Consider the following 24,391-nt stretch of genomic DNA (forward strand, 5'->3'; position numbering starts at 1 on the left):
GGAGGAGCAGCTCGTGCAGATCACCAGCGTCGGACACGCCGGATTCCACATCCGCACCGCGGCCGGGTCGATCCTTTGCGATCCCTGGGTCAATCCCGCGTACTTCGGTTCGTGGTTCCCGTTTCCGGACAACACCCAGCTGGACTGGGACGAGCTGGGCAATTGCGATTTCCTGTACGTCTCGCATCTGCACCGCGACCACTTCGACGCGGCGCACCTGGCCAAGCACGTCAACAAGGACGCGACCGTGCTGCTGCCGGACTATCCGGTGCCGGATCTGAAGCGGGAACTGGAGAAGCTCGGCTTCCACAAGTTCTTCGAGACCGAGGATTCGGTGAAGCACCGGGTGGCCGGACCGGGCGGCGAGATCGACATCATGATCATCGCGCTGCGCGCACCTGCCGACGGACCGATCGGCGACTCCGGGCTGGTCGTCGCCGACGGCGAGACCACCTGTTTCAACATGAACGATGCCCGTCCGGTGGATATGGATGTGCTGCACGACGCATTCGGGCATATCGATATCCACCTGCTGCAGTACTCGGGCGCGATCTGGTATCCGATGGTCTACGACATTCCTTCGCGGACCAAGTCGAATTTCGGTAAGCAGAAGCGTCAGCGCGGAATGGACCGGGCGCGCAGCTATATCGAGCAGGTCGACGCCACCTGGGTGGTGCCCTCGGCCGGGCCACCGGTATTCCTCGACGACGAGTTGCGCTACCTCAATGACGATCGCGGCGACGAGGGCAATATCTTCCCGGACCAGATGGTGTTCCTGGAACAGATGAAGATCCACGGCAACGAGGGCGGGATCCTGATGATTCCGGGTTCGGTCGCCGATGTGCGCGGTGCGGAACTCTCGCTGACCCATCCGTTCGAGCCGGGCCTGATCTATGACAACAAGGCCGATTACATCGAGCTGATGGCACAGCGTCTCGCGCCCGTGCTGGCGGCCGAAAAGGCAGCGTGGGCAACGGGTGACGAGCCGCTGCTGGAACCGCTGCGGGCGCTGTTCGAGCCGATCATGAAGCAGAGCGATCTGATCTGCGACGGGATCGGCTATCCGGTCGGGCTGGTCATCGGTGACGAAACCGTGGTGCTGGACTTCCCCAAGCGGGTGGTGCGTGAGCCGATCGAAGGTGAAGGCAAGTACCGCTACGGTTTCCGGATCCCGCCGGAGCTGGTGCGTACCGTGCTGCGCGAAAATGAGCCGGACTGGGTGAACACCATTTTCCTGTCCACCCGATTCCAGGCCTGGCGCATCGGCGGCTACAACGAATTCCTGTACACCTTCTTCAAATGCCTCACCGACGAGCGGATCGCCTACGCGGACGGCTGGTTCGCCGAGGCGCACGACGATTCCGCCTCAACGGAATTGGCCGGCTGGGAAGTCCAGCGCCGCTGCCCACATCTGAAGGCGGATCTGTCGAAATTCGGCGTTGTCGAAGGAAATAACCTCACCTGCAATTTGCACGGGTGGCAGTGGGATCTGGAATCGGGGCGGTGCAAAACCTCCAAAGGGCATGAGCTGCGCTCGCGCAAGCTCGCCTGAATCCTGGTTCCCCCGGGTGCCTTTTTCCGACTGTCGGTCGGTTCTGAAATTCGGTGCTATTCGGCCGCTCACGTGCTGGTGGCGACTACCGTGCGCTCCTACAATCAGGAGCGTCGGGGAATATCAACGAACTCGACGAACGGCGAGTCAGGTCTGCGCGACGAACTCGCCGGAAGAAGGCACAATGATGACCAACAAGACGCGCGACAGCAGCATGCGCCGACTATTTGCAGAGGTCGCGCTCATTGGAGCGGCGATGGCGGTTCCGATGACGGCAGTGGCGGTTCGCGCCATGGCGATGCCGACACCTGAACCAGGTGTAGTGCAGACAGAGAATCCACACTGTCCGGGCTATGGCCCCGGGTGCAAAGGCGACGGCTGGGGCGGCAACGGCGGCTGGGGCGGCGGCGGCTGGGGCAACGGCGGTTGGGGCGGCAACGGCGGCTGGGGCGGCGGCGGCTGGGGCAACGGCGGTTGGGGCGGCAACGGTGGTTGGGGCGGCGGCGGTTGGGGCGGCAACGGCGGCGGTTCGAGCCAGTGGTTGTTCCCCCCGGGCTTGTTCGGCAGCAGCTAACCGAACGAATCCGAGCGTCGCAAGATAGATCTTTCGGCGATGTCGACCATTTCGGTGACATTGCTGCTTGCCCGTGTCCGGGCGCAGGTAAGGGCGCACCCACCGCGAACCCACAAGTGCGACAACCGAACTGACCGTCGTGCCGGGAGCTGGCGCCGAATACAGGAGGCCGGCGCAATACCGGGATCGACCTCGCAAGCGCTTGGCATGGCTCGCGTATCACTACGTCGACGACCCGGGCATGTCGGAGCTGGATCGCAGAACACTCGAGTCAGCCTCGCGAACACTGGCGGCCCGCGTTAAGGGCGCGTCGATACCCCTGCTGTGGGACAGCCCGTCGGAACTGGAGCGCGGGACACTCGAGTCGACCTCGCAAACACCAGCGGCCCGCTTAAAGGCGCATCGATACCCCTGCTGTGGGACAGCCCGTCGGAACTGGAACGCGGATCTGGCCCTGCGGGCACTTGGCCGAGGTCCGTGCATCGGCATAACGACGACCCGGGACTGAAGTGTCGTTGGGTCAGGCTCGTGAGCGGGTGGCGACAACGACGGCGACGAAGGTCAGGGCGCAGCCGATTACGGCGGTCGAGGAGAGTCCGGCGCCGGTTGGGGTGAGGAGGTCGAGGGTGATCGAGGCTAGGAGCTGGCCTGCTACCGAGGTCAGTCCGAGGAGCAGAACGCCGATCCAGCGGACGGTGATGGCGGCCAGGGCAATGAAGGCGACGCCGATGAGTCCGCCTAGATAGAGCCATGGCTCGCTGGGGAATTCGGTCGGCCAGCCGGTACCGACCAGGACGCCGGCCTCGATCGCGAACAGGGCCGCGGTGCCGATGCCGAAGTTCACCAGGGTGGCGGAGAACGGGCCGCCGACCGCGCCGACGCGACCGTTGACCGCTTGCTGCCAGGCCAGCCCGATTCCGGCCAGCGCGGGCAAAAGGATCAGCACAGCGGTCGGGCCGGTGCGCAACCACTCGGGCACCGCCGCCGAACCTACCGGCGCGCCGGACCGTCCAGCCGCGGCGAGGCCCACCGCGACCATGGCCAGCGCCGCGCCACCCACGCGCGAAACCGTGACCGGCGTACGGCCGTTCGGCGCCAGCCCGAGCCGGTCCACCACCAGACTGCTCAGCAGTTGGCCGCCGACCGTGGCGACGGTGAAGGCCGTAACGCCGATCGCCGCGACGGTTAGTCCTTGGCAGGCAACCAAGAACGCACCACAGAGCCCCCCGAACAACTGCACCGGTCGCAGTTCACCACAGGCCACCGCCTGCCGCACCCGCACCAGCCCGTCCCGCAGCCGCCGACTGATCGCAAACGCGATCACCAACACCACCAGTCCGAGCCCGAAACTGATACAGGCTGCCGCGATCCCATCCTCCAACCGCACCCCCAACGCCCCATTGATCCGCCCCTGCACCGCCACCCCGGCCCCGATGCAGAACCCGAAGGCCAACCCAACCTCCGCCCGCGCCACCATCCCCGCACCGTACCGCCACCCCCACATCCTCCGACCGCGCCACAACGCACCCCGCGCCCGAGCGCACCTCACACCAGACGGAACAGACACCCTTCGCTGGAGATTCGCGGCGCCGAATGCGAGCCCGGAATCCCCGTGGTTGTGCGCGTCCACCATGCCGCGGCAACAGGCCAGGCCTCAATGCCTGCGGCAGATCGAGTGCGGGTCGGGCCATTGCCTCGGCCTGCGGCGCAAGGCAGGAACAGCAACCAGGCGTAGCTCCGAGCCCGACAAGTTCGAGTGGGTTTGCGACCGGACTGTCGCAAACCCAGTCACTACCTCGCATAGGCCGCAAACTATGTGCGATCACCCGATATGCGAGACCACCATTCGGGCATCGTGTCTCGGGAGCGGTGGCAGCGCGCTGTGCGGGGCTACCGCGCTCGTCTTTTCAGCGACTCGTGGCGCGGAACTGGCAGCAGACAATCGACCGAACCCCCAGTGCGAGAGCTCGCAGTGATGCGATGGCGGCATGGTCAGGACGGGCCCCGCCGTCCATCGACTACCCGGCGCGCAGGGTGGTGCGGGCGGCGTAGGTGTCGTGACGAGCGTAGGTGCGGTCGCCGCCGTTGCGGGCGATGGAGCCGCGGACCAGGCGGGCGCGGATTCGGGCACCGAGTCGTTCTTGGAAGTGGGTGGCGCCGGGGATGAGTTGGCGGGGTACTTCCAATGCGCCGTTGACGACGGCAGTGGCCATGACGGCGCTCTGGAAGAATTTGCTGTTCTCCAGGCCGAGGAAATCGGAGTTGGTCGGGCCGAGGACGATCCGGCTGTAGGCGACCATATAACTGGTGATCACCCGACGGATCAGGCGCTGAGCTGCGGTGTCGGTGCCGATGAACAGGCCGCCCGCGGCCGGGACCAGGGCCTGGGCCAGGCGGCGGGAGTCCTCGTCCGGGATGAATTCGGTATCGGCGAGGATCCAGAAGGCGCGCCAGGTATCAGTTTCATTGGTCGGCAGGATTTCGGCGTCGATGCCGAGCAGGAATCCGACGTAGCGCCAGAGCTGGAATACGGCATCCTTCTCCTGCGCCGAGAAGCGCAGGCCGAGCGCCTGTGCGCCAACCAGATTCGCCATCGAGAACAGCCCGAGCGTGCCGACGGTGAGCACCTGGTTCACCGGATGGTCCCAGGCTTCGTAATTCCAATCGGGACGTCGATTCATACCCGCCCGGACCAGCGCGTGCATCAGCCGCACCCGCAGCACACTCTTGTAGCCGACCTGATTGCGTTGCAGCCCACCGGGAGTCGTGACGTCCAGCCACCACTGGGTGGTTTCGGCCAGGCGGCGCGGCGCCATGGCGTCGAGGTCGCCGGTGCCGACCAGGGTCTTATCCGCGCGGGAGGCCAGATAGCCGCCCATCAGCGCGAACATGCCCATCGCGATGCCACCCCAGACGCTGGTGCGTTCCACGACCCGGGCACCACGGTCGATCTTGGTGCGGTCCAGCCAGTACGGGTCCGTCTCGACCTGACCGAAGAATGCCGTCAACTCGGCGGGCGCATTCGGCACCGTATCGATACCGCGTTCCACGGCGATCTCGAACATCCGCCGACCCTCGCCGACCGGCAGCCGCTTGAACATCGCGACCACATCGTCTGCGAGCGGATCACCGACCTGTGTGAACCGGCGGAACGAATCCCGCTGCGCCGCGGTGCAGCGCAGATCGCCGGGCGCCAGCACCGGCACCGCATACCGGAACGGGAACTCCGTGAACAGCGGCGGAGTGGGCAGGAGCTGGTTGTCATGCGTCATTGCATTTCCCCCATCGGAAGAGAGGTTCGCGCCCAGGCCGAGCACATTCTGACAAGACCGTCCCACAAATTCGAATATCTGGCAAGGATCTATGCCAGAATGGACCGCGATGGCTACTACCTCACGGTCCTACGGCGGCATACCGATCGAACAGCGCCGCGCCCGTCGCCGCGCCGCACTGCTGGATGCCGCGCTGGACATCATCGGGACCTCAGGATTCGCCAAGCTCACCGTCTCCGGACTATGCACCCAGGCCAAACTCTCCGAGCGCTATTACTACGAGAGCTTCAGCGACCTCGACACCGTATTCAGTGAGTTGTTCGAGCGCATCGTCGACGAAATCGGCCAGACCGTGGTCGCCGCATTCATGGGGACCGACGCCGACATCCGCGCCAAGACCCGAGCAGCCATCGCCGCGGCCGTCGACCTGATCGCCGACGATCCACGCAAGGCCCGCATCGTCACCGTCGAGGCGCAACTGAATCCGCCGCTGCTCATGCGCCGGGCCGAGGTGATGCGCTCATTCGCGGGCATCATGACGGCGGTCTGCGCCGAGGAGATCGGTGCCGATGTGGTCGAAAGTGCCGGTGACCAAGCCGAATTCGCCGCCACCCACCTGCTCGGCGGGCTATGGGAGACCACCAACAGCTGGCTGGCCGGCACCCTCTCGATATCCCGCGACACGCTGATCGACCGCTCCACCGATCAATTCCTCCTGACCGCAACCCATCTCATCGAAGCGCCGCACGGCTGACAGCCCATTGCCTCACCGATCGGACCTGCGGCGCGGTAACGAGGACGGAATCAGCAGGGCGATAGCGAGCATGGCAGCGCCCAGCAGCGCGACCGTTGTCGACATCGACAACCACAAGGTGGCGATGGCGGCGAACCCGAAGACCGCCAGTGCGACAACCTCCGCAGCGAGTCCGGACACCGAGGTGACCGTCGCCCGCGCCGGACCTTCGATCGCGTCCTGCAACCGAGCCCCCGCCACAACACTGGCGTTGTAGACGATGCCGTAGGAAACACCGATCGCCGTAAAACCCACGCCCGCAAGCACATACACCGCACCCGGCCAGCGGACGGCAAGACCTGCGACCACCGCACCGCCGACGAACAGCAGACCACCCAGCCCCACCGCGATCGCCATGGCGCGCGCCGACATGCCCTCGGTGCGCCCGGCCAACACCGAACCCACCAGCGAACCGACAACCGTGATACCGACCAGCACCGGCACCACCGCCGTCTGCACCCCGACCTCCTGGGCGAGCAATGCGAAGTACTCGTCGAAGGCGGTAACCCCGAACAGCAGCGCCCCCAGTGCCACGCCATTACGCACGGCACGCACCCGAATCGCCTCCCCCACACCGGTTCGCAGCATGTTCAGATACGTCGCGAACGGCCGCGATTCCGTCGATATCGACACGGAGATGTCGGCGTTGTCCGTCGCCGGGCACAAGACGCCGCCTGCCACAGCCACTCGACCATCCGGCTCGGTGCCGAACCCGTCTGCCGCGACAGCGCACTCGCCTGCACCAGCATCACCACTAGCCGACGACAGGGCAGCCCGCGCGCCCGCCCCAGCAGCACACTCACCCGCGCCAACTGTCGCCGCGTGTCCACTGTCCACCGCGCGGCGCGCATTCGGTTCCAGCTCACCGTCGCACCCGGCGTCCAATTGCCCAGCAGAGGCGACAAACCGGGATGTGCTCGGCTCCTGCGCCACCGCACCGACCGACATTCGAGCCAGCTCGGATGAACCGGCTGAATTGTCCGCGTCTTCGAGGTCCTCGACCGCCGCGGCCGACACAGCCTTCGGCACGCTCGGCAACGACAGCCCGACCAGAGTGTGCACCGCCGCGAACGCCACACTGCACCAGCCGAGCAACGGATAGCCACCCCAGATATACAACGGTGTGGCGGAGAGGATGGCGATCACGATCGCGGCTTCCGATGCCGCCCTGGCATATCCGATGATGCGCGGATACGCCCGCTGCTCATTCCGGGCGACAAGTTCGTCGTAGAGCAATGCCTCGAACGTCCCGGACACCAGCGCGCCCGAGGTGCCCCACAACACGAAGCCAGCCGCGAAACCCAGGTAAGTCGGCAGCACAGTCCAGCACGCGAAACCGGCGGTCAGCAGCACACCGCTCGTTACGAGCAGCCCGCGCCGTGACACCGTATCGGCCCAGGCGCCCGATGGCACCTCGAGGAGGAACGCGGTCGCCGACCACATAGCCAACAGCGACGAGATCTGCCCGGTGCTCAACCCATGATCGGCGAACAGCACCGCATACAGCGCATAGAGCGGAATCAGATCACCGATGCCCTTGAAGAGCACCGCCCGCACGGTAAGCGCGCGCAGACCGATCCCGCCGGTCCGCGACCTATCGGCTCAATAGCCATAAAAAAGCAAACGCATACCGTCAGCCTGGCGACCTGCCCCCGAGCCCGTCAAGCGGTTTTCGGACGCCACCGCACGAACAGCCCGCCCTCGGCCGGAATCCACACCTCTTGTCGACGCACCCAACGAGCGCGAATCCGAAAAAGCCGCCGCGCTTCGGTGGTGCTCAACCGAGCGGCAACCACCCGTTGGCGGTATGCCGGTCCCCATCGCCGAGTTCCCGATCATCGAACCCTGGGCCGACCCGCCCCTGATTCTCGTTCAGATCGGTGATCAGTTCCGAGACCGGATGCGAATCGCTGTAGTGATAGCCCTGGGCCAATGCGAAACCGAGTTCGGTCAGCACCGCGGCCTGGTATTCGGTCTCCACGCCCTCGGCGATCACCTGTAGGTCCAGTGCACTGCTCAGTGCGGCGATCACGCCGAGCAGCGGCGGCGCGGGCGAATCCGAACGGATCGCGGCGACGAAAGACTGGTCGACCTTGAGGATGTCGCTGGGCAGGGTGGCCAGGCGGCTCAACGAGGAGTAGCCCGTACCGAAGTCGTCGATCGCGATGCGCACCCCACGCTCGCGCAGGATGTGCAGATTGCCGATGGCCGTTTGGGATTCGGCCGCCAGCTCGCTCTCGGTCACCTCGAGCACCAGTTGATCGGCGGGCCAGCCGGTGCTGGCCAGGATATTGGCGACGCGGTCCGCATAACCGGTCTCGGCCAGTTCCAGACCGCTGACATTGACGTTCAGCGTCAGATCCAGTTGTGCGAAGGTCTCCTGCAAGCGAGCCGCGTCCGCACAGGCCCGACGCAATACCAACTCGTCCAGATCGGAGATGAGGTCGTATTCCTCGGCTACCCGGATCAGTCCCTCGGTGGTCACATCCGGCTGCGCACTCGACGACCAGCGCAGCAGCGCCTCGACACCGACCGCCTTACCGCCGCCCTCGGTCAGGCTGACGATCGGCTGGTAGTGCACATCGAGCGCGCCACGGTCGATCGCCTCGCGCAACTCGACCGCCAGCGGCAACTGCCGCGACGACTCCAGCACCGTCCGGTTGCGGCCCGCCTGCTTGGCGCGGTACAGACCGACATCCGCCCGACTCACCAGCAGCGAACCCGACTCCCCCGGCTGCCACGAGGTGACACCGGCCGAACAGCCGGTGGTCACCGATGCCCGCAACTGCTCGGTCAGCAGAATCGCGGCCTGCTCGGTGGTATTCGGCAACAGCAGTGCGAAGGCGTCACCACCGTAGCGAGCGAGTCGCTGATCGGGCGCGAGCAATTTCGACCAGGTATCGGCTACCCGCTGCAGCACCGCATCGCCCGCGCGATGGCCGAGGTGGTCGTTGATCTTCTGGAAGCGGTCGAGGTCGACGAGCACCAGCGCCAGCCCCTGACCGGTGCGGGTGGCGGTTTCGATCGCGCCGTTCAGCGCCCGGTCGAAACCGCGCCGGTTGAGCAGTCCGGTGAGCACATCGATATCGGCCTCGGACGCCATCCGGGTCAGGATGCCGACCACCACGCCGACTCCGAACGTCACACCGGCCGGAATCAACCCGGACCACCACGGCAATGTGGGATGCACCGGCCGCGTCGGCATCACCCACAGACACATGGCCATAGCGAACGTGATGTGCGCGAATGCCTGGGGCCATGCGAAGAACAATGCGGCATCACACGCCACGAATACATAGAAGGAGGCCAGACTGATCGCGCCGACGGTATTCGGGAACGCGTATACGGCGATTGTCACCAATACCGTCGCAATCGCGACATAACCATGGTGAATCCCATGCGGCAACCGCGGACCCCAGCCGAGCAGGCTGAGTCCGAGCAGCAGCGCCACCGCGGCGGCGGTACCCACCAGTGCTCGATTGCCTTCGCTGCCCGGGGCGATTCCCGTGATCAGCAGGCCGAGCGCGCCCCCCATGACGTAGAAGGCACCAGTGGTCCGGGACATGACCATTGCCGTCGCCAACGCAGAAGCGGCCCGCACCCGGGTTCGGGTATCGCCGCGAGACCCGATTCCTCGCACGGGGAATAGCCTAGACATAGAAATTACCGACAGTTGCCACATCCTGTGAATCCGGCATGGCGAACCCCTAGCTATTTACCTGTAGGCAATGTGGGACGGGCTATTTCGACGTGATTTATCGCGGTGGTGTCAGCACCTCGGTACCGACGAACGGTACCAGCGCGGCGGGCACCCGGACAGAACCATCGGCCTGCTGATTGTTCTCCAGGATCGCCACAATCCAGCGGGTGGTCGCGAGCGTACCGTTCAAAGTGGCTGCGATCTGCGGCTTTCCGTTCTCGTCGCGATAGCGCACGGCGAGGCGGCGGGCCTGGAAGGTGGTGCAGTTCGAGGTCGAGGTGAGCTCGCGGTAGGTCTGCTGGGTGGGCACCCAGGCCTCGCAGTCGAATTTGCGCGCGGCCGAACTGCCCAGATCGCCCGCGGCGACATCGATAATTCGATAAGGCACCTCGACGGCCGCGAGCATGTCCTGCTCCCAGGCGAGGAGGCGTTTGTGTTCGGCCGCGGCCTCCCCGGGCGTGGTGAACACGAACATTTCGATCTTGTCGAATTGGTGCACCCGGATGATGCCGCGGGTGTCCTTGCCGTAGCTGCCCGCCTCGCGCCGGAAACACGACGACCAGCCCGCATAGCGCTTCGGGCCGGCGCTCAGATCCAGGATTTCGTCCGAGTGGTAGCCCGCCAGCGGCACCTCCGAGGTGCCGACCAAGTACAGCTCGTCCTCCTCGAGGTGGTAGACCTCGGCGCTGTGCTGGCCGAGGAATCCGGTACCGGCCATGATCTCCGGGCGCACCAGCACCGGCGGAATCATCATGGTGAACCCGTTGGCCACCGCCTTCTGCGCGGCGAGTTGCAACAGACCAAGCTGCAGCAGCGCTCCGTAACCGGTCATGAAGTAGAAGCGCGCGCCCGAAACCTTCGCGCCGCGTTCCATATCGAACAGACCGAGCGATTCGCCGAGCTCCACATGGTCCTTGGGCTCGAAGTCGAATTCCCTTGGCGTGCCGATGGTCTCGAGCACGATGTAATCGTCCTCGCCGCCCGCCGGTGCGCCTTCCTGGACCACGTTCGAGATAGCACGGTGCGCGGCGTCCATATCGGCGTCGGCGGCGTGCTGCGCGGCCTCGGCCTCCTTGACCTTCGCCGACATCTCCTGCGCCTGTTCCAGCAGGACGGACCGTTCGTCCGGCTTCGCCTTGCCGATCAGCTTGCCCATCGCCTTGTGCTCGGCGCGCAGGTTATCGGCGTTGGCCACCGCCGCACGGCGCGCCGCGTCCGCCTCGAGCAGGGCGTCGACGAGGGCGGGGTCTTCGCCGCGGGCGCGCTGCGAGGCGCGGACCGCGTCGGGGTTGTCCCGCAGGAATCGGAGGTCGATCATGGGTGACCAGCCTAATGGTCGCGATATTGCTGTTCCACGCCGATATCCCCGGATGCGGGCCGTGCCGCGATATACGCGCGCATAGTTGGCTTGTGGGCACAACTTTCGACGAAACCGCTATTGACAACGCAGTTGCCGATCTGGTCGCGGGTGAGAACGTGGGCACACACCCCGCTGCGGCGGCGGCGCCGCCGTGGTTCGTCGACAATGCGACCGCGGCTGCGACGGGACGCAAGCTGACCGAGTTCTACGCGACCGCCAATCCGGCGCGGTTGCCGGGATTGTTCCTGTCCGCGTTCCGCGGATGACGCACCTCGCATAGGTACGACCGGGGCGCTTCGGATCGATTCGACCAGGTCGTGGCACCAGTGAACAGACGCTGACATGATGGACCGCGATGTCTGCTGATGATGTGACCAAGGACGCGTACGAATCCGACCTGCCCTCGGGCGAGTCGTCGCGCGCGGAATCGTTCCCGCAGTCGGTGATCATCGACCGCGACGCCGTCGCCGACGGCAAGCTGCATCTGTCCGCACCGAAGCTGCGTTGGGTATTGCTCACCGCAGCGGCGGGCGCCGTCATCATCTCGTTGGTCGGTCTGTTCATCACCGGCTACGACAACGACAAGGGTCTGGAGGCGCACAATCCGGGTTCGCCCGGCCAGACCGCCTTGGATAAGGAGTTCGGTACCGCGGCCAGGGGCGATTGCCTCAGCTGGAGCAAACAGGACCGCGGCGATCTGGTGAAGGTCGCTTGCTCCAACAAGCATTTGTTCGAGGTCGCGGCCGATGTTGATATGGCCAAGTATCCCGGCGTGGAATTCGGCCCCGGCTCACGCTTTCCGGACTCGCTGCGACTGACCGAACTCAAGGAAGAGCACTGCAACCCGGCCGTCGAGCAGTATCTGAACGGCAAGTTCGATCCGCGCGGCCGCTATGTCGTCGGCCTGATGTACCCGAGTCCGGACGGGTGGAAGCACGGCGATCGAATACTGCGCTGCGGACTCCAGTTCTCCGGTAGCACCGGCACTCCGCTGCCGACCTCCGGCGCCGCTACCGAGCACGATCAGTCGAAGGTCTTCGAGCCCGGCACCTGCCTGGGTATCAATCAGAACCTGCCCACCGATCCGGTGGACTGCGCACAGGCGCATGCCGTCGAGATCGTGTCCACCGTCGATCTCGGCCAGCACTTTTCCGGCGGCCCGCCCGCCAAGGATGACCAGGACAAGTTCATGGAGGACGAGTGCGCCAGGGCGGCCGACGACTACCTCGGCTCACCCGACGCGGTGCGCAATAAGACGCTGACGCTGTTCTTCGACTACCTCGACGCGCGCAGCTGGCTGGCGGGCAGCCGCAAATTGGACTGCATGCTCGGAAAGGGCACCGACCGTGAGGGTTTCGCACCGATCACCGGATCGGCGAAGGGCGAAATCCTGATCAACGGCCAGGCTCCGGTGCCGCCGCCGAATTCCGGACGCTCTACGCCCGCCCCGCTGCCCGGCGCCGCACCGCTGCCACCACAGCCGCAACCGCGCTGATGGTGGTGACCATGTCCGCGGACCGGTTCGAGGAGCTGGTCGGCGATGCGCTCGATCTCATTCCACCGGAGTTGGCCCGCGCCATCGACAATGTGGTCGTGCTGATCGAATCGCGCAATCCGGAGGATCCACATCTGCTCGGGCTGTATCACGGAATCGCGTTGACCGAACGCGACAGTCACTACGGCGGCTCGCTACCCGACACCGTAACCATCTATCGCGAGGCGATTCTCGACGTCTGCGGCGATGACCGCGAGGTCGTCGAGGAGGTCGCGATCACTGTGATCCATGAGATTGCACACTATTTCGGCATTGACGAAGACCGGTTGCATGAGCTGGGATGGGGCTAGTCTTATCCAAGCTGTATTTCGGGCTCGGCTCGACGAGCGCGAAACCAGCACGGATGACCGGAAGAAACTTGGGGATTCGATGGAACCGATCGCGTTGCTGTCGCGTCCTATCACTCGAAGGGGGAATTCTCGTGGTTCCGCCCCACAGCCACTAGAAGGAGTCGAGTCATGGTTGGACATGTACTGATCTCGCCGGAGGCCATTCTCGCCGCCGCGGCCGAACTCGATCTGGTCGCCGAGCGGCTTTCCGCAGCGTCCATGATCACCGCGCCGGGGACGCACGTGATTCCGTCCGGTGCCGAAGAAGTGTCGATCGTATCCGCCAGCCACTTCAACCAGGGCGCGATGACCCACGATCATTCCATCGCCCAGGGCATTCTCGAACTGCACCATGCTGCCCAGACACTGCGTTTGCAGCTGGCCCAGCACATCGCCGGCGACGTCGTGCGCGCCGCCGGAGTCAACGCTATTCAGGTCTAGTCCGCACGGTTATCCTCAACCACCATTCAGACATTCAGGGGAGTTAAATCATGGTTGCAGGAGTCACCGGGGTCCTGTGGGTCGCCCGGCCATCCGAAGTCAACTCGGCCACCCTTCACGCGGGCGCACACGCGATCCCGATTTCGGCCGCCGCTACCGCGTGGGGCGCACTCACCGCCGCCTGGGTCGACGCAACGACCACCGTTGCCCGCGTCATGGCCGAGCTCGGCGTCGGCATGCAGGGCATCAACGGCATCGCCGCACTCGGCAAGCTGACCGGATTCCTCGGCTGGTCCGAGCAGCAGGGCGTGCAGGCCGCGGCGATGGGCGGTAAGGCCGCGGCGAACGTCATCGCTTACGGCGTTGCCGCGCTCGCGATGCCGAGCCCGCCCGAAATCGCGGCCGTCAATGCCGCGTTGGTCGCCTCGACGAACCCGGCCGGCGCCGTCACCGGCGCCTATGAGGCCGCCGAAATCGCTAGGCACGCCATGGATCTGCGCGCGGCGCTGGTAATGGAGACCTATGAGGCGGCGACCTCGGCGATGGTGGCCACACCCGCCGAGTTCATGATGCCGCCGCCGATCGCGGCGGGCGCGGGCCAGGCCGAGCCGAGCGGGAACGCCGATGCCGCGTTCGGAGCGCCCACCGACCCGATCTCGACGGCGGTCGCCGCCGTGCAGGCGTTCGTATCCAACCCGGGTGTGGCCAGTGCCGCCACGCAGGCCGCGCAGGCAGTCGGTTCGGTGGTCAGCACCGGTGCGTCGACGGTCGGCAGTGTGGCGACCAATGCGGTCACCGCCGCGGCAAGCACGCCGATGACCACCATGGCCCCGATGGCGATGGGTGGCGCGATGGCCGCGGCGGGCAGTGCGACCGCGACCCGTGCGGTCTCGTTCTCCGGAACCTCCGCCGGTGCGGGCGGCACCCAGCTCAAACTGCCGGAAGGCTGGGGTACGGGCAGCGTCATCGGTGGCAACACCGCGACAGCGGCACCCGAGACGGTCGCATCTGTCGAAGCCACACCGGCCCGGTCGAGCAACAGCAGCGCGGGCAACCCGCTGCTGGGGAACCAGGCCCGCGACGGCGAGGACGACGAATCCGAGCAGGACAGCAAGGTCGACCTGCGGTCCGATCACTTCACCGACGGCCGCTTCGCCGCCGACGGGGTGATCGGCGCCAACGCCGGGACGGTTGGGTGACCGTCCTCGGTACCAGTGGTGGGCCGTCCGCACTCGAGGCGGTTGTGCTGTCACCCGACGAGATCCAGTTTCTCCGCAAGAAGCTGGGTCTCGATGACCTTCCGGTCGTGCTGAACGCATACGCCCGCTTCGACAGTGTGCCCGCGCATCAGGCGGCAATGGCCAGCGCGGCCGAGTCGCTCGAACAACGGGACCTGCTGATCGACAACGGCGTTCAGCCCGACTTGGAGGACCGACTGCGGGTGCTGAACCGCCCGCAGTGGATTGTCACCATGCGGCTGATCGTCGAGGGGTACGTGAGTCGTTTCTGTCTCGCGAAGAGCGACGACCTTTCCGTCGTCGCCCTTCGCGGACAGGACTCGTATGTGATCGACGAAGTGGGAATCGACCTGGCCGGCACCGTGATAGCGGCGCTCGGCACGGCCCCGCCACTCGAGCTCTACGGCATGAACGCACCGACCGAAGAGCTTGCCACGATCTTCGAGGACGTCGGTGATGCCGCTGCCACCGCCGAACGTCTGGCAAAGGTCGGCAATCCCGCGCAGGACGCGCAAACCCTCGCCTCAGCCGTGGTCGAAATCCATTCGCATGCGCAGATCAGCGCCGTGCTGTACGGGGACGGCACCCGCGACATCGTCGACAAGCACATCGCCGTATTCAACACCCGCAACGGGCGATTCATCTCGACCGCGAGCGTCGCCGATGACGGCACCAAGTGGTCGTCACTGGCCAGCGGCACTCCCGCCCGCCTGCGCGCCGCGGTGGAGGATCTGATTCATTCCTTGCCGGAGCGGGAAGAGTTTCCGAGGAATCCGAGGTTGGAATGAGGGCGCATCCGCTGGGAAGTAATGCCCGCTATGCCGCTTCCTGATCTCGAGCCGATTGCGCCCGCTGCGCCAGATCGGCACCGATCCGGTATGCCTGGTCGATCAACTGTTCGTGAACTCGCGGGTCGTCGGTCTCGGTGCCGTAGAGAAACTTGATGGATGACTCGGCTATCCCACAGTATCCGGCAACGCCGTGCACCATCTGGGTCGTCATCGCCTCCTTGTATCGGCGCCGGTCGTAAGTGCCTTCATCGAGACCGGCAACTGCGATGAAATGCAAAGCTCTTACTGCACTCTGACCGCTTTCCGAGCTGGTGTCGTAGGCCCAGCCTCTGGCGAATACGCGGTCTATCCATCCTTTGGCCAAGGCTGGCATCGACCACCAGTGCACCGGGAAGAGGAGAGCGATTGCATCGGCCGAGTCGAGCAATTCCTGCTCACGCCTGACATCGGCGGGAACCTCGCCCCGTAGCCGGTGCACCGCCAGATCCTGCTTGCCGAAGATGGGATCGAATCCCGACTTTGTCAGATCATGTGTTGTGGCAGTGGTGTTTCCGTCCGCCTGGATGCCTTGTTCAACTTCTCTGGCAATGGCCCAGGTAGCGGAGTCGTGATCCGGGTGCGCAACCACTAGTACGACGCTCGGCCGACCGTCTTCGTTCGTCATATGGCCAAGCTAAAGTATGACACTAACGTCAATGTCAAGGAGTTGGCCGGGTGCGGATCAGCGATCTGAGTCGAATCACCGGCGCGAGCCCTCGGATGCTCCGTCATTACGAGGCCGCCGGTGTCCTCTCGCCTCGGCGGGATCCCAACGGCTATCGGCATTACCGCCCCGAGGATGTCAAGACCGTGAAGGATATTCGCTGCTTGCTGGCATCGGGACTGTCGCTGACCGAGTCCTACACGATGTTGCACATTGCGTGCACCGCCCCGTCCAGTGCATCCGAGGACGATCGTGAAGCCGTGCTGCAGCAAATCGATGAGCGCACACGCCAATTGGATACCGCCATCGAACGACTCGTCGCCGAGAAGGCGAATCTGCTCGAGCTCCGCTCGGATATCGAGGCTGGCCGATAACACGAAGGCGAGCGGGGAGCATTGTGCCCCAAGGGGATTCAGCCCATCGGGTCATCGGCGGTAGGGGAAACTTCGTAGGCGAAGGGTGGCGTGAAGCGGCCCCAACGGATACATTCCCAGCCGCCCACGGGGCGGGGGACGAGTTCGATGGTTTCGGTGTTGTCGAGGTGGTTGTTGGTGGTGAAAGGCGGTGCCACACCACTGAGGTTCCGGGAGACCAAGCGCATGGCGGCGCCGTGGCTGACCACCAGGATGTCGCCGTCGCTGCCGTCGGCCAGGTATTTGGTGCGCAGGTCCTCGATGACCGGTAGGAAGCGGGCCAGGACGTCATATCCGGATTCGCCGCCGGGGACGCGTTCGGCGAGATCGCCTTCGTGCCAGGCGCGGTAGATCCGCTGGAAGGACGAGTGGGCTTCCTCGGTGTTCAGACCCTCCATCTCGCCGACCTGAACTTCGTAAATGTCATCGAGCACCTCGACCGGTACGCCGGTTGCAGCCTCGATGTATCCGGCGGTCTGTCTGGCGCGCAGCGCGGCCGAGCAGAACAGCGCCTTCGGCGATCTCAACAGACTCGAGCCGAATGTTTTCGCTTGAGCCGCACCGCGTTCGGTGAGCGGTAGGCCGGGGATACGAGTGTCCAAGATTTTGGCTACGTTGCCTTCGGTCTCGCCGTGGCGAACGAGTATCAGTCTGCCGGTCATAGGTCGGCCACCCCCTTACGCAATTGGGTCAGCCACTCGGCGGCCGGTTCATCCGAGGGCGGTGGGGTTCCGGTCGCCGAGGTCGCGGGCCAGGAACCGAGGAAACGGATCCGCGCCGTGCGGTGCAATGCCTTGAGTGCCTCGGCGACCGCGGTGTCGTCGATATGCCCGACGCAGTCGAGGTAGAAGCGATAGGTGCCCATACCTGTCCGGGTGGGCCGGGATTCGATTCTGGTGAGATCGATACCGCGGGTGGCGAATTCGGCGAACGCCCGCATCAGCGAGCCCGGTTTGTTGGGTAGCTCGAGCACGATCGAGGTGCGGTCCGCACCGGTTGCGGACGGTGCGACTCGTGGACGGGTCACCAACACGAAGCGGGTGATCGCCTGGTCGTGGTCGGCGACACCCGACGCCAGGGCCGTCAGACCGAGGCGTTCTCCGGCCAGCGCGGTGGAGACCGCGGCGTCGGCACGACCGGCCGCGACGTCCTCGGCCGCAGCCGCATTCGAGGCCGAGGTGTACATCTCGACATTCGGCAGCGTGCGCGATATCCACAGCCGCACCTGTGCCCCGGCGACCGGATAGGCGGCCAGGGTACGAACATTCGCCATCTCCGTCCCCGGCCTGGCCAGGATCGCAAAGCTCACCTCGAGCTCGGTTTCGGCGACGATCTGCAGCCGCGGACCGATGGCCAGCGAATCCAGGGTCGACGAGATGGAGCCCTCGACCGAACTCTCGATCGGCACGACGGCACCCTCGACATCACCGGACCGGATCAGGTCGAGCGCCGCGCCTTGGCTGGGCGCGGCAATCCGCTCGACCGGTCCGTCGAAGGCTTGCGAGGACTCGAGCTTGGCGAGGGCCATCTCGGTAAAGGTTCCGGACGGCCCGAAGTACGCGATTCGCGGCACGGTTACGACATTACTTGCGTGCGCGGAGGATGCTCAGAGTTCCAGCTAGATCGTCGGGCGCATTGGATTCGATCGCCAGCAACACGCTGCGCGCAGCCTCGACCGCAGGTGGCTTCAACGAGGTCAGAAAGGCGATATCGGGCCGAGCCAACGCGGCTCGAATATCCTCACCGCACAGCGCCGCAACCGTTCCCGCGACGATAGCCAGCGCCCGCTGCCCATCGGATGTGCGCGCAATGAAACCGCCATCCGAGTGCGCGACCTCGACCAGAAAACCGGCGATCTCCGCATCGCTCACGTCCGTGTCGAGAACACGAACGCCGGTCGCTCCGGTCCCCACCGCCCGCACCAGCCCCTCATCCAAACTCCGCCGCGCCGCCGACGGCGCCGCCAACGAAAGCAACACCGGCTCCCCCGCCACCCCGTGCGCCGCCTGCACTCCATCCGCCATACGTCCACCGTAACCACGCCCGCTCACCGCCCTACCAGCCCGGGCTCGCGGGGCCACCCTGCCCAATCCCCGCCCGCTCACAGCGGTCGGCGACCCGACGCACGTCTACCTGCCCACAACGATCGGCCACCCGACACACGCCCACCTGCCCACAACGGTCAGCCACCCGACACACGCCCACCTGCCCACAACGGTCAGCCACCCGACACACGCCCACCTGCCCACAACGGTCAGCCACCCGACACACGTCTACCTGCCCACAACGGTCAGCCACCCGACACACGTCGCCCGCTCGCACCGGGCGCCCGACACAGGCCGGTCCGCAGGCCCACACTCATCCGCCTGCGCACACCGGTCTGCTCGCAGCGGTGGCCTGCGGCTGGTTCGATGAGCACCGAGCCTGATCAACATGACACCGAGCAGTGCCCCGAGCGCCACCTCCGCCCGCTGCGCGCGTGACACGCACGGCCCGCCTGCGCGATGACGCTCGGCGCGCTGGTGGCCGCGGTTGCCGGAAAAGCGTTCCTGGGCAATCGAGTCGGCTTTATCGGCGACCTCGCCGGCCCGTCCGCGATCGCGCTAGGCGGGCCGCGCGTGACCCGCCTGCTCGCGCAGGATGGCCGCGAGCGCTGGGCCGCACGCCACCGGTGCTGCCGCAGTGTCGAGGTCGGGGCGAAAGAGCGGGGAATTGTCGGGATTTGGGTGAGGGGAACGGTTGCGGAAAGCGGGAGCGTGACTTAGCTTAGGGTAACCTAATTGCAATTGCACCGCGTGACTCGTATGGAGGTCTGCATGCTGAAGCCGACTGTTGCACCGTCAACCGCTGAGCGGGTTCGGAGTGCGTGCGCACACGCGGAGCAGGCGGTGTTGGCAATGCCGGGTATTGATCCGACGCCGATTTCGGTGCATCACCTGCGACAGTGCGGGGATGCGGTGATCGCGGTGCCGACCGCGTCCATGGCGGCGGAATTGGCCGGTAATTCGAGTGAGAGCGGTGCACCGGCGGTGTTGGAGCTCACCGATCATGCGCCGCTGCCGCTGCGGGAGCCGGTGCGGGCGCTGGTATGGCTGCGCGGGTGGGTGCGGGCGGTGCCGACGCAGGCGCTGCGGGCGCTGGCCACCGAGGTCGCCAAGGATCATCCGCATCCCGACCTGCTCGATGTCGGCCACAGCGCGACCCTGTTGCGCGTGGTGATCAACTCCGCGGTGGTGGCCGACTCGACCGGCGCCGAATCCGTCTGCGTCGACGAACTCCGACTGGCCCAACCGGATCCGTTCTGCGCACTGGAATCCGCCTGGCTGCAGCATATGGATGCCGACCACGCCGACATCATCGCCCAACTCGCCCGCCACCTCCCGCCGCGCCTGCAGACCGGCGCGGTGCACCCACTGGCCATCGACCGCTACGGCGTGACCCTGCGCATCGAAGGCCACGACGGCGACCACGACTTCCGTCTCTCCTTCAACTCCCCCGCCGACGACATCGAATCCCTCAGCCGCGCAGTCCGCACCCTCGCGGGCTGCCCCTTCCTGAACGGCCTCCGCCACATCTGATGCGGACCGTGGACCTGCGGCAGGTACCGAACCCGGTGCAGCGCAACCCGCCCCGCCCGGTGCTCCGCAGCAAAGATCACTTGCCTCGACCGTCAGCAGCGACGCACCTCGCCGAGTCAACGCGAACCAACCCAGCGGCCGCGCCGGACGGGGCCACCATCCGGTGCGGCCACAGCGTCGTACCTCGCCCGTGAGGCGACAACGGCAAGCCACCCGGCGGCAAGAGCAACCGATCTTGAACCGCCAACGATGCAGATGGCAATCCGGATTCGCTGCGGCACCTCGAACCGCTGATCGAACGGGACCACCATTCCGGGCGGCCGCAATGTCGCCGCCGCAGCCTGCGACAACAAGTGCCGAGATCGCGATGGCTGAATCCGAACAGCCAGCAATGAGTCCGCAGCGACCGACAGGGCCATACAGCCGGTCACCCCGGCGGCGAACAGCCCAATCGACGGCGATGTAGTCGGCACCTCGAACCGCTGATCAACGCGACGCGACATGCACAGCACCCGCCGGAACGGCGCGGGCAATAGATTCGGACGCATGCGTGCTGAGACCGGTTCCGGGTGGGACGAGCCCGAGCTGACTGATCGGGAGCGGCTGGGGATTCGGCTCGAAATCCTGGTCGTGCTGGTGGTGACGTTCGGGCTGAGTGGGTTGAATGCGGCGTTGTCGTTGCTCGAGAGCGCGCTGTCCCCGGGCGGGGTGGGCGGGCAGACCGTCGCGCTGAATCCGACGCGGGCGGCGCAATCGACCATCGATCTGCTCTTCCAACTGCTCAGTGCGTTGCGGCTGGCCGGGTGGGGGGCGCTCGGGCTGTATCTGTTGTGGCGCAGCGGAATAGGGCCGCGGATGATCGGATTGGCGAGGGTCCGTTGGCGTTCCGATGTGCTGCCTGGACTGATCCTCGCGGCGGTCATCGGGCTGCCGGGGCTCGGGCTCTACTTGACCGCGCATGCACTGGGGTTCAGCGTGACGATCGTGCCGAGTTCGCTCGGTGACCACTGGTGGCGGTTGCCCGCACTCATCGTGTCCGCCTGTGCGAATGCGGCGGCCGAGGAAATCGTGGTTGTGGCCTATCTCATCACCCGACTGCGCAGGCTCGGCTGGTCAGAGAACCGGTCGCTACTGGCCTCGGCACTGCTGCGCGGGAGCTATCACCTGTATCAGGGCTTGGGCGGTGGGCTCGGTAATCTGGTCATGGGTGTGATTTTCGGCCGATTCTGGCAGCGCACCAACCGGCTGTGGCCGCTGGTGCTGGCGCACGCGACGATCGATGCCGTCGCCTATATCGGCTATACATTGCTACGCGGTCACGTTTCCTGGTTGCCGTAACACCCGCCGGTCCGCCCGGCGATTTTATCGACGAGCGCTCACTCGAGCGCACCAACTTCCGGCCGCTCGTCAAGCCCCCCGACGGCCCTCGAACAGTAGAGTCTGTGTGATGAACGGCGACGACCCCCAGCGCTACGACCGGACGCGCCGGGAGCCGCAACCCTTCGGAAATCCCGGTGCGCCGTCCACGCCGCCGCAGCGGCGCGAACCGCATCCGCCGGGTCGTCGCGGACCCGGTCCGGACCCGAGACATATCGACCCCACCAAGGTCATCCGGCACGACGGGTCGAATTACGCGCCGCCGCTGGCATATTCACAGGTACCACCCGAAACGCGAATGCCGCCACGCAATTCCCAGCCACCGCATGCACCGACGCAGCGGCCGCAGCCGTATCACGAACCCCAGCCTCGCGGCGTCCACGGCTATGCGCCGCCCCAGCAGCCGGTTCCCTACCAGGATCCGCAGAACCTGCGCCCGCGCCGCCAGGGGCCCCCGCCGCCGCCATCACTGCCGCCGTCGCGCCGCGATCGCGCACCCCGCCCGCCGCGCCGCCGTCGCAAACTGCATCTGTTCCGCTGGTTCCTGGTGCTGTTGGTGGTGCTGGTCCTCGCGGTGGTCGGCGCCGTCATCAAACTCGACGGTTCGCTCAACCGGATCGACGCGCTCGCCAACTACTCCGACCGCGTCGGCGATACCCCGGGCACGAATTGGCTGCTCGTCGGCTCGGATGGCCGGGCCGGACTCACGGCCGATCAGGAACAGGAACTCGCCACCGGCGGTGAGGTCGGCCCCGAGCGCACCGACACGATCATGCTGGTGCACATTCCGAAATCGGGTGCGACCACGCTGGTCAGCCTGCCGCGCGACTCGTATGTGAGCATTCCGGGCCACGGCAAGGACAAGCTCAACGCCGCCTTCGCCTTCGGCGGCGCACCGCTGCTGGTGCAAACCGTCGAAACCGCGACCGGCGTGCACATCGACCACTACGCGCAGATCGGATTCGGCGGCTTCGCCGGCATCGTCGATACCCTCGGCGGCATCGATGTCTGCGTACCCAAGGCCATCGACGATCCGCTCGCGGGCATCAATCTGGCTGCCGGCTGCCAGACCCTGGACGGTCCGCAGGCATTGGGTTTCGTCCGCAGCCGGGCGACCGCCCTCGCGGATATCGACCGGATGAACAACCAGCGCCTGTTCATGGCCGCCCTGCTGAAGAAGGCGACCAGCGCGGGCACGCTGGCCAATCCCTTCACGTTGTGGCCGCTAGCCCGCGATACCGCAAAATCGCTGAAGGTCGATAAGGGCGATCACATCTGGAATCTCGGCCAGCTCGGCTGGGCGATGCGCGGCGATACCGTGGCGACCACCGTCCCGGTCGGCGGCTTCACCGATACCGATAGCGGAAATGTATTGCTGTGGGATAAGCAACGTGCGGGTCAATTCTTCGACGACCTCGCGAAGGACCAACCGATCCCGGACGATCTGCTGACGAGGTAGCGTCGGGCCTATGCCCGATACCGATGCCGACGAGCCGTTCCCGGACCTGCTGCGCGACCAGATCCGTCGTGGCTTCACCGCCTCACAGCAGTATCTGGCGGCGGCGGTCTACTTCGATTCGAATCGCCTGCCGCAGTTGGCAAGGCACAGCTACGGCAAATCCGCCGAGCACCGCTCGCACGCCCTGCGCATGGTGCAGTACCTGCTGGACCGCAATCTACAAGTGCAGGTCGGCGGCCTCGACGACGTGCAATCCACCTTCGAATCTCCGCGCGGCGCCGTCGTTTTCCTGCTGGAATCCGAGCGCGCCCGCAATGCGCAGATCACCGAATTGGCCGGCACCGCGCGGGCCTCCGGCGACTACCTCGGCGAGCAATTCATCCAGTGGTTCCTCAAGGAGCAGGTGGAGGATGTCGCCGGGATGACCACCCTGCTGACCGTCATCGACCGTGCCGCGGGCGATCTGTTCGATGTCGAGGACTTCATCTCGCGCGAGCTGCGCACCACACCGCGCGCCGATATTTCCGCCCCGAGAATGGCCGGTGCTGCCAAGAATTAATTAGGCAATACTAGCCTCAATAAGGCTGTACTTGGATGACACGCGCCATGACCAGCGCTAATGTCGCAACTATGTCCAGCCATCCGGAGTCCCCACGCAGCAAATTTCACGGCCTGCTCCACGATCAGATCCGGCACGAATTCAATGCCGAACATCAATACATCGCGATCGCGGTGTGGTTCGACAATGCGGATCTGCCGCAGCTGGCCAAGCGTTTCTATGCGCAGGCGGTCGAAGAGCGCAATCACGCGATGATGATCGTGCAGTACTTCCTGGACCGGGATATCAGCGTCGAGCTTTCCGGGATCGACGCCGCGAAATCGCAATTCGAGAATGCACGCGAACCGATCGCGCTGGCCCTCGCGCAGGAAAAGAACGTCACCGACCAGATCATCCAGTTGGCGAGCACCGCCCGCGAAGAAGGCGATTACCTGGGTGAACAGTTCATGCAGTGGTTCCTGAAGGAGCAGGTGGAGGAGGTCGCGAATATGACGACCCTGCTCACCATCGCCGATCGTGCCGGGTCGAACCTGTTCGACCTGGAGGATTTCGTCGCTCGTGAAATGAGTGGTCCGAGCGATGCTTCCGGCGCTCCGTCCACTGCGGGCGGCACCATCTGATTCACGATTCCTATAACGGAATCAGGGCCGGCTCGTCGCGACGAGCCGGCCCTGTCGACTTTATGCAGCGCTCAAGG

25 protein-coding genes are annotated in these 24,391 nt (G+C 65.6%); 16 read left to right on the top strand and 9 right to left on the bottom strand.

All coding sequences use genetic code 11. The annotated features are described in order from the left end of the window. Nucleotides 1–13: 13 nt before the first annotated feature. A complete protein-coding gene (locus OIE68_RS31985; RefSeq protein ID WP_327094708.1) occupies nt 14–1,552 on the top strand; it encodes a Rieske 2Fe-2S domain-containing protein in 1,539 nt (512 codons plus the stop codon). Between the two features lie 187 nt (nt 1,553–1,739). Then, nucleotides 1,740–2,126 carry a hypothetical protein gene (locus OIE68_RS31990; protein WP_327094709.1) on the top strand — a complete coding sequence of 129 codons (387 nt, stop codon included), beginning with the start codon at nt 1,740–1,742 and terminating at the stop codon, nt 2,124–2,126. Between the two features lie 520 nt (nt 2,127–2,646). On the opposite strand, the gene OIE68_RS31995 is transcribed toward OIE68_RS31990, so the two are convergent. Together OIE68_RS31995 and OIE68_RS32000 are read right to left on the bottom strand one after the other, a co-directional pair. Further along, a complete protein-coding gene (locus tag OIE68_RS31995) occupies nt 2,647–3,603 on the bottom strand; it encodes a DMT family transporter (RefSeq protein ID WP_327094710.1) in 957 nt (318 codons plus the stop codon). 541 nt (nt 3,604–4,144) lie between these two features. Continuing rightward, on the bottom strand, nt 4,145–5,398 hold the full coding sequence (locus tag OIE68_RS32000) for an oxygenase MpaB family protein (protein ID WP_327094711.1): 1,254 nt from the start codon (nt 5,396–5,398) through the stop codon (nt 4,145–4,147). A gap of 109 nt (nt 5,399–5,507) precedes the next feature. Here OIE68_RS32000 and OIE68_RS32005 point away from each other — a divergent pair, with 109 nt between their 5' ends. After that, complete coding sequence (locus OIE68_RS32005; RefSeq protein WP_327094712.1) at nt 5,508–6,152, top strand: TetR/AcrR family transcriptional regulator; 645 nt, start codon at nt 5,508–5,510, stop codon at nt 6,150–6,152. A gap of 12 nt (nt 6,153–6,164) precedes the next feature. On the opposite strand, the gene OIE68_RS32010 is transcribed toward OIE68_RS32005, so the two are convergent. The 3 genes from OIE68_RS32010 to serS all read right to left on the bottom strand — a co-directional run bounded on the left by OIE68_RS32010 (nt 6,165) and on the right by serS (nt 11,209). Continuing rightward, a complete protein-coding gene (locus OIE68_RS32010) occupies nt 6,165–7,739 on the bottom strand; it encodes an MFS transporter (RefSeq protein ID WP_327094713.1) in 1,575 nt (524 codons plus the stop codon). A 229-nt stretch (nt 7,740–7,968) separates the two neighbouring features. Beyond that, nucleotides 7,969–9,756, bottom strand: a complete 1,788-nt coding sequence (locus OIE68_RS32015) for a bifunctional diguanylate cyclase/phosphodiesterase (RefSeq protein ID WP_327094714.1) — start codon at nt 9,754–9,756, stop codon at nt 7,969–7,971. Between the two features lie 190 nt (nt 9,757–9,946). Next, on the bottom strand, nt 9,947–11,209 hold the full coding sequence (gene serS, locus OIE68_RS32020) for a serine--tRNA ligase (RefSeq protein ID WP_327094715.1): 1,263 nt from the start codon (nt 11,207–11,209) through the stop codon (nt 9,947–9,949). Nucleotides 11,210–11,301: 92 nt separating this feature from the next. Here serS and OIE68_RS32025 point away from each other — a divergent pair, with 92 nt between their 5' ends. The 6 genes from OIE68_RS32025 (at nt 11,302) to OIE68_RS32050 (ending at nt 15,602) form a co-directional block, all read left to right on the top strand. Beyond that, nucleotides 11,302–11,517: a hypothetical protein gene (locus OIE68_RS32025; protein WP_327094716.1), complete on the top strand. Its 216-nt coding sequence runs from the start codon at nt 11,302–11,304 to the stop codon at nt 11,515–11,517. A gap of 131 nt (nt 11,518–11,648) precedes the next feature. Continuing rightward, nucleotides 11,649–12,746, top strand: coding sequence for a septum formation family protein (locus tag OIE68_RS32030; RefSeq protein ID WP_419150823.1), 1,098 nt, complete (start codon nt 11,649–11,651; stop codon nt 12,744–12,746). Next, nucleotides 12,746–13,096: a metallopeptidase family protein gene (locus OIE68_RS32035; protein ID WP_327094718.1), complete on the top strand. Its 351-nt coding sequence runs from the start codon at nt 12,746–12,748 to the stop codon at nt 13,094–13,096. The genes OIE68_RS32030 and OIE68_RS32035 overlap by 1 nt, the downstream gene beginning before the upstream one ends. Before the next feature lie 168 nt (nt 13,097–13,264). Beyond that, the gene (locus OIE68_RS32040; RefSeq protein WP_327094719.1) at nt 13,265–13,576 is read left to right on the top strand and encodes a PE domain-containing protein; all 312 of its coding nucleotides are present in this window, start codon (nt 13,265–13,267) and stop codon (nt 13,574–13,576) included. A gap of 50 nt (nt 13,577–13,626) precedes the next feature. Further along, nucleotides 13,627–14,775: a PPE family protein gene (locus OIE68_RS32045; protein ID WP_327094720.1), complete on the top strand. Its 1,149-nt coding sequence runs from the start codon at nt 13,627–13,629 to the stop codon at nt 14,773–14,775. Beyond that, nucleotides 14,772–15,602, top strand: a complete 831-nt coding sequence (locus tag OIE68_RS32050) for an ESX secretion-associated protein EspG (protein WP_327094721.1) — start codon at nt 14,772–14,774, stop codon at nt 15,600–15,602. Before OIE68_RS32045 ends, OIE68_RS32050 begins: the two co-directional genes overlap by 4 nt. Before the next feature lie 28 nt (nt 15,603–15,630). Here the strand turns inward: OIE68_RS32050 and OIE68_RS32055 are convergent, their stop codons facing one another. Further along, entirely contained in the window at nt 15,631–16,233 is a 603-nt protein-coding gene (locus OIE68_RS32055) for an NAD(P)H-dependent oxidoreductase (RefSeq protein ID WP_327094722.1), read from the bottom strand. An 86-nt stretch (nt 16,234–16,319) separates the two neighbouring features. On the opposite strand from OIE68_RS32055, the gene OIE68_RS32060 reads away from it, so the two are divergent. Next, nucleotides 16,320–16,682 carry a MerR family transcriptional regulator gene (locus OIE68_RS32060; RefSeq protein WP_327094723.1) on the top strand — a complete coding sequence of 121 codons (363 nt, stop codon included), beginning with the start codon at nt 16,320–16,322 and terminating at the stop codon, nt 16,680–16,682. A 38-nt stretch (nt 16,683–16,720) separates the two neighbouring features. Here OIE68_RS32060 and OIE68_RS32065 read toward each other — a convergent pair whose 3' ends face one another. The 3 genes from OIE68_RS32065 to OIE68_RS32075 are packed head-to-tail and all read right to left on the bottom strand — an operon-like array spanning nt 16,721 to nt 18,745. Beyond that, the gene (locus tag OIE68_RS32065; protein WP_327094724.1) at nt 16,721–17,383 is read right to left on the bottom strand and encodes a histidine phosphatase family protein; all 663 of its coding nucleotides are present in this window, start codon (nt 17,381–17,383) and stop codon (nt 16,721–16,723) included. Further along, a complete protein-coding gene (pheA, locus tag OIE68_RS32070; protein WP_327094725.1) occupies nt 17,380–18,294 on the bottom strand; it encodes a prephenate dehydratase in 915 nt (304 codons plus the stop codon). Before pheA ends, OIE68_RS32065 begins: the two co-directional genes overlap by 4 nt. 10 nt (nt 18,295–18,304) lie before the next feature. Continuing rightward, on the bottom strand, nt 18,305–18,745 hold the full coding sequence (locus OIE68_RS32075) for a hypothetical protein (RefSeq protein ID WP_327094726.1): 441 nt from the start codon (nt 18,743–18,745) through the stop codon (nt 18,305–18,307). 480 nt (nt 18,746–19,225) lie between these two features. Here OIE68_RS32075 and OIE68_RS32080 point away from each other — a divergent pair, with 480 nt between their 5' ends. The 6 genes from OIE68_RS32080 to OIE68_RS32105 all read left to right on the top strand — a co-directional run bounded on the left by OIE68_RS32080 (nt 19,226) and on the right by OIE68_RS32105 (nt 24,314). Then, nucleotides 19,226–19,486, top strand: coding sequence for a hypothetical protein (locus OIE68_RS32080; RefSeq protein WP_327094727.1), 261 nt, complete (start codon nt 19,226–19,228; stop codon nt 19,484–19,486). 51 nt (nt 19,487–19,537) lie between these two features. After that, nucleotides 19,538–20,299, top strand: coding sequence for a DUF2470 domain-containing protein (locus OIE68_RS32085; protein ID WP_327094728.1), 762 nt, complete (start codon nt 19,538–19,540; stop codon nt 20,297–20,299). Between the two features lie 546 nt (nt 20,300–20,845). After that, nucleotides 20,846–21,637, top strand: coding sequence for a CPBP family intramembrane glutamic endopeptidase (locus OIE68_RS32090; protein WP_327094729.1), 792 nt, complete (start codon nt 20,846–20,848; stop codon nt 21,635–21,637). A gap of 109 nt (nt 21,638–21,746) precedes the next feature. After that, a complete protein-coding gene (locus tag OIE68_RS32095) occupies nt 21,747–23,135 on the top strand; it encodes an LCP family protein (RefSeq protein WP_327094730.1) in 1,389 nt (462 codons plus the stop codon). 10 nt (nt 23,136–23,145) lie between these two features. Continuing rightward, a complete protein-coding gene (locus OIE68_RS32100) occupies nt 23,146–23,694 on the top strand; it encodes a ferritin (RefSeq protein ID WP_327094731.1) in 549 nt (182 codons plus the stop codon). 71 nt (nt 23,695–23,765) lie between these two features. Continuing rightward, nucleotides 23,766–24,314 carry a ferritin gene (locus OIE68_RS32105; protein ID WP_327094732.1) on the top strand — a complete coding sequence of 183 codons (549 nt, stop codon included), beginning with the start codon at nt 23,766–23,768 and terminating at the stop codon, nt 24,312–24,314. Nucleotides 24,315–24,391: the final 77 nt, after the last annotated feature.

Source organism: Nocardia vinacea, from assembly GCF_035920345.1.
Classification (GTDB): Bacteria; Actinomycetota; Actinomycetes; order Mycobacteriales; family Mycobacteriaceae; genus Nocardia; species Nocardia vinacea_A.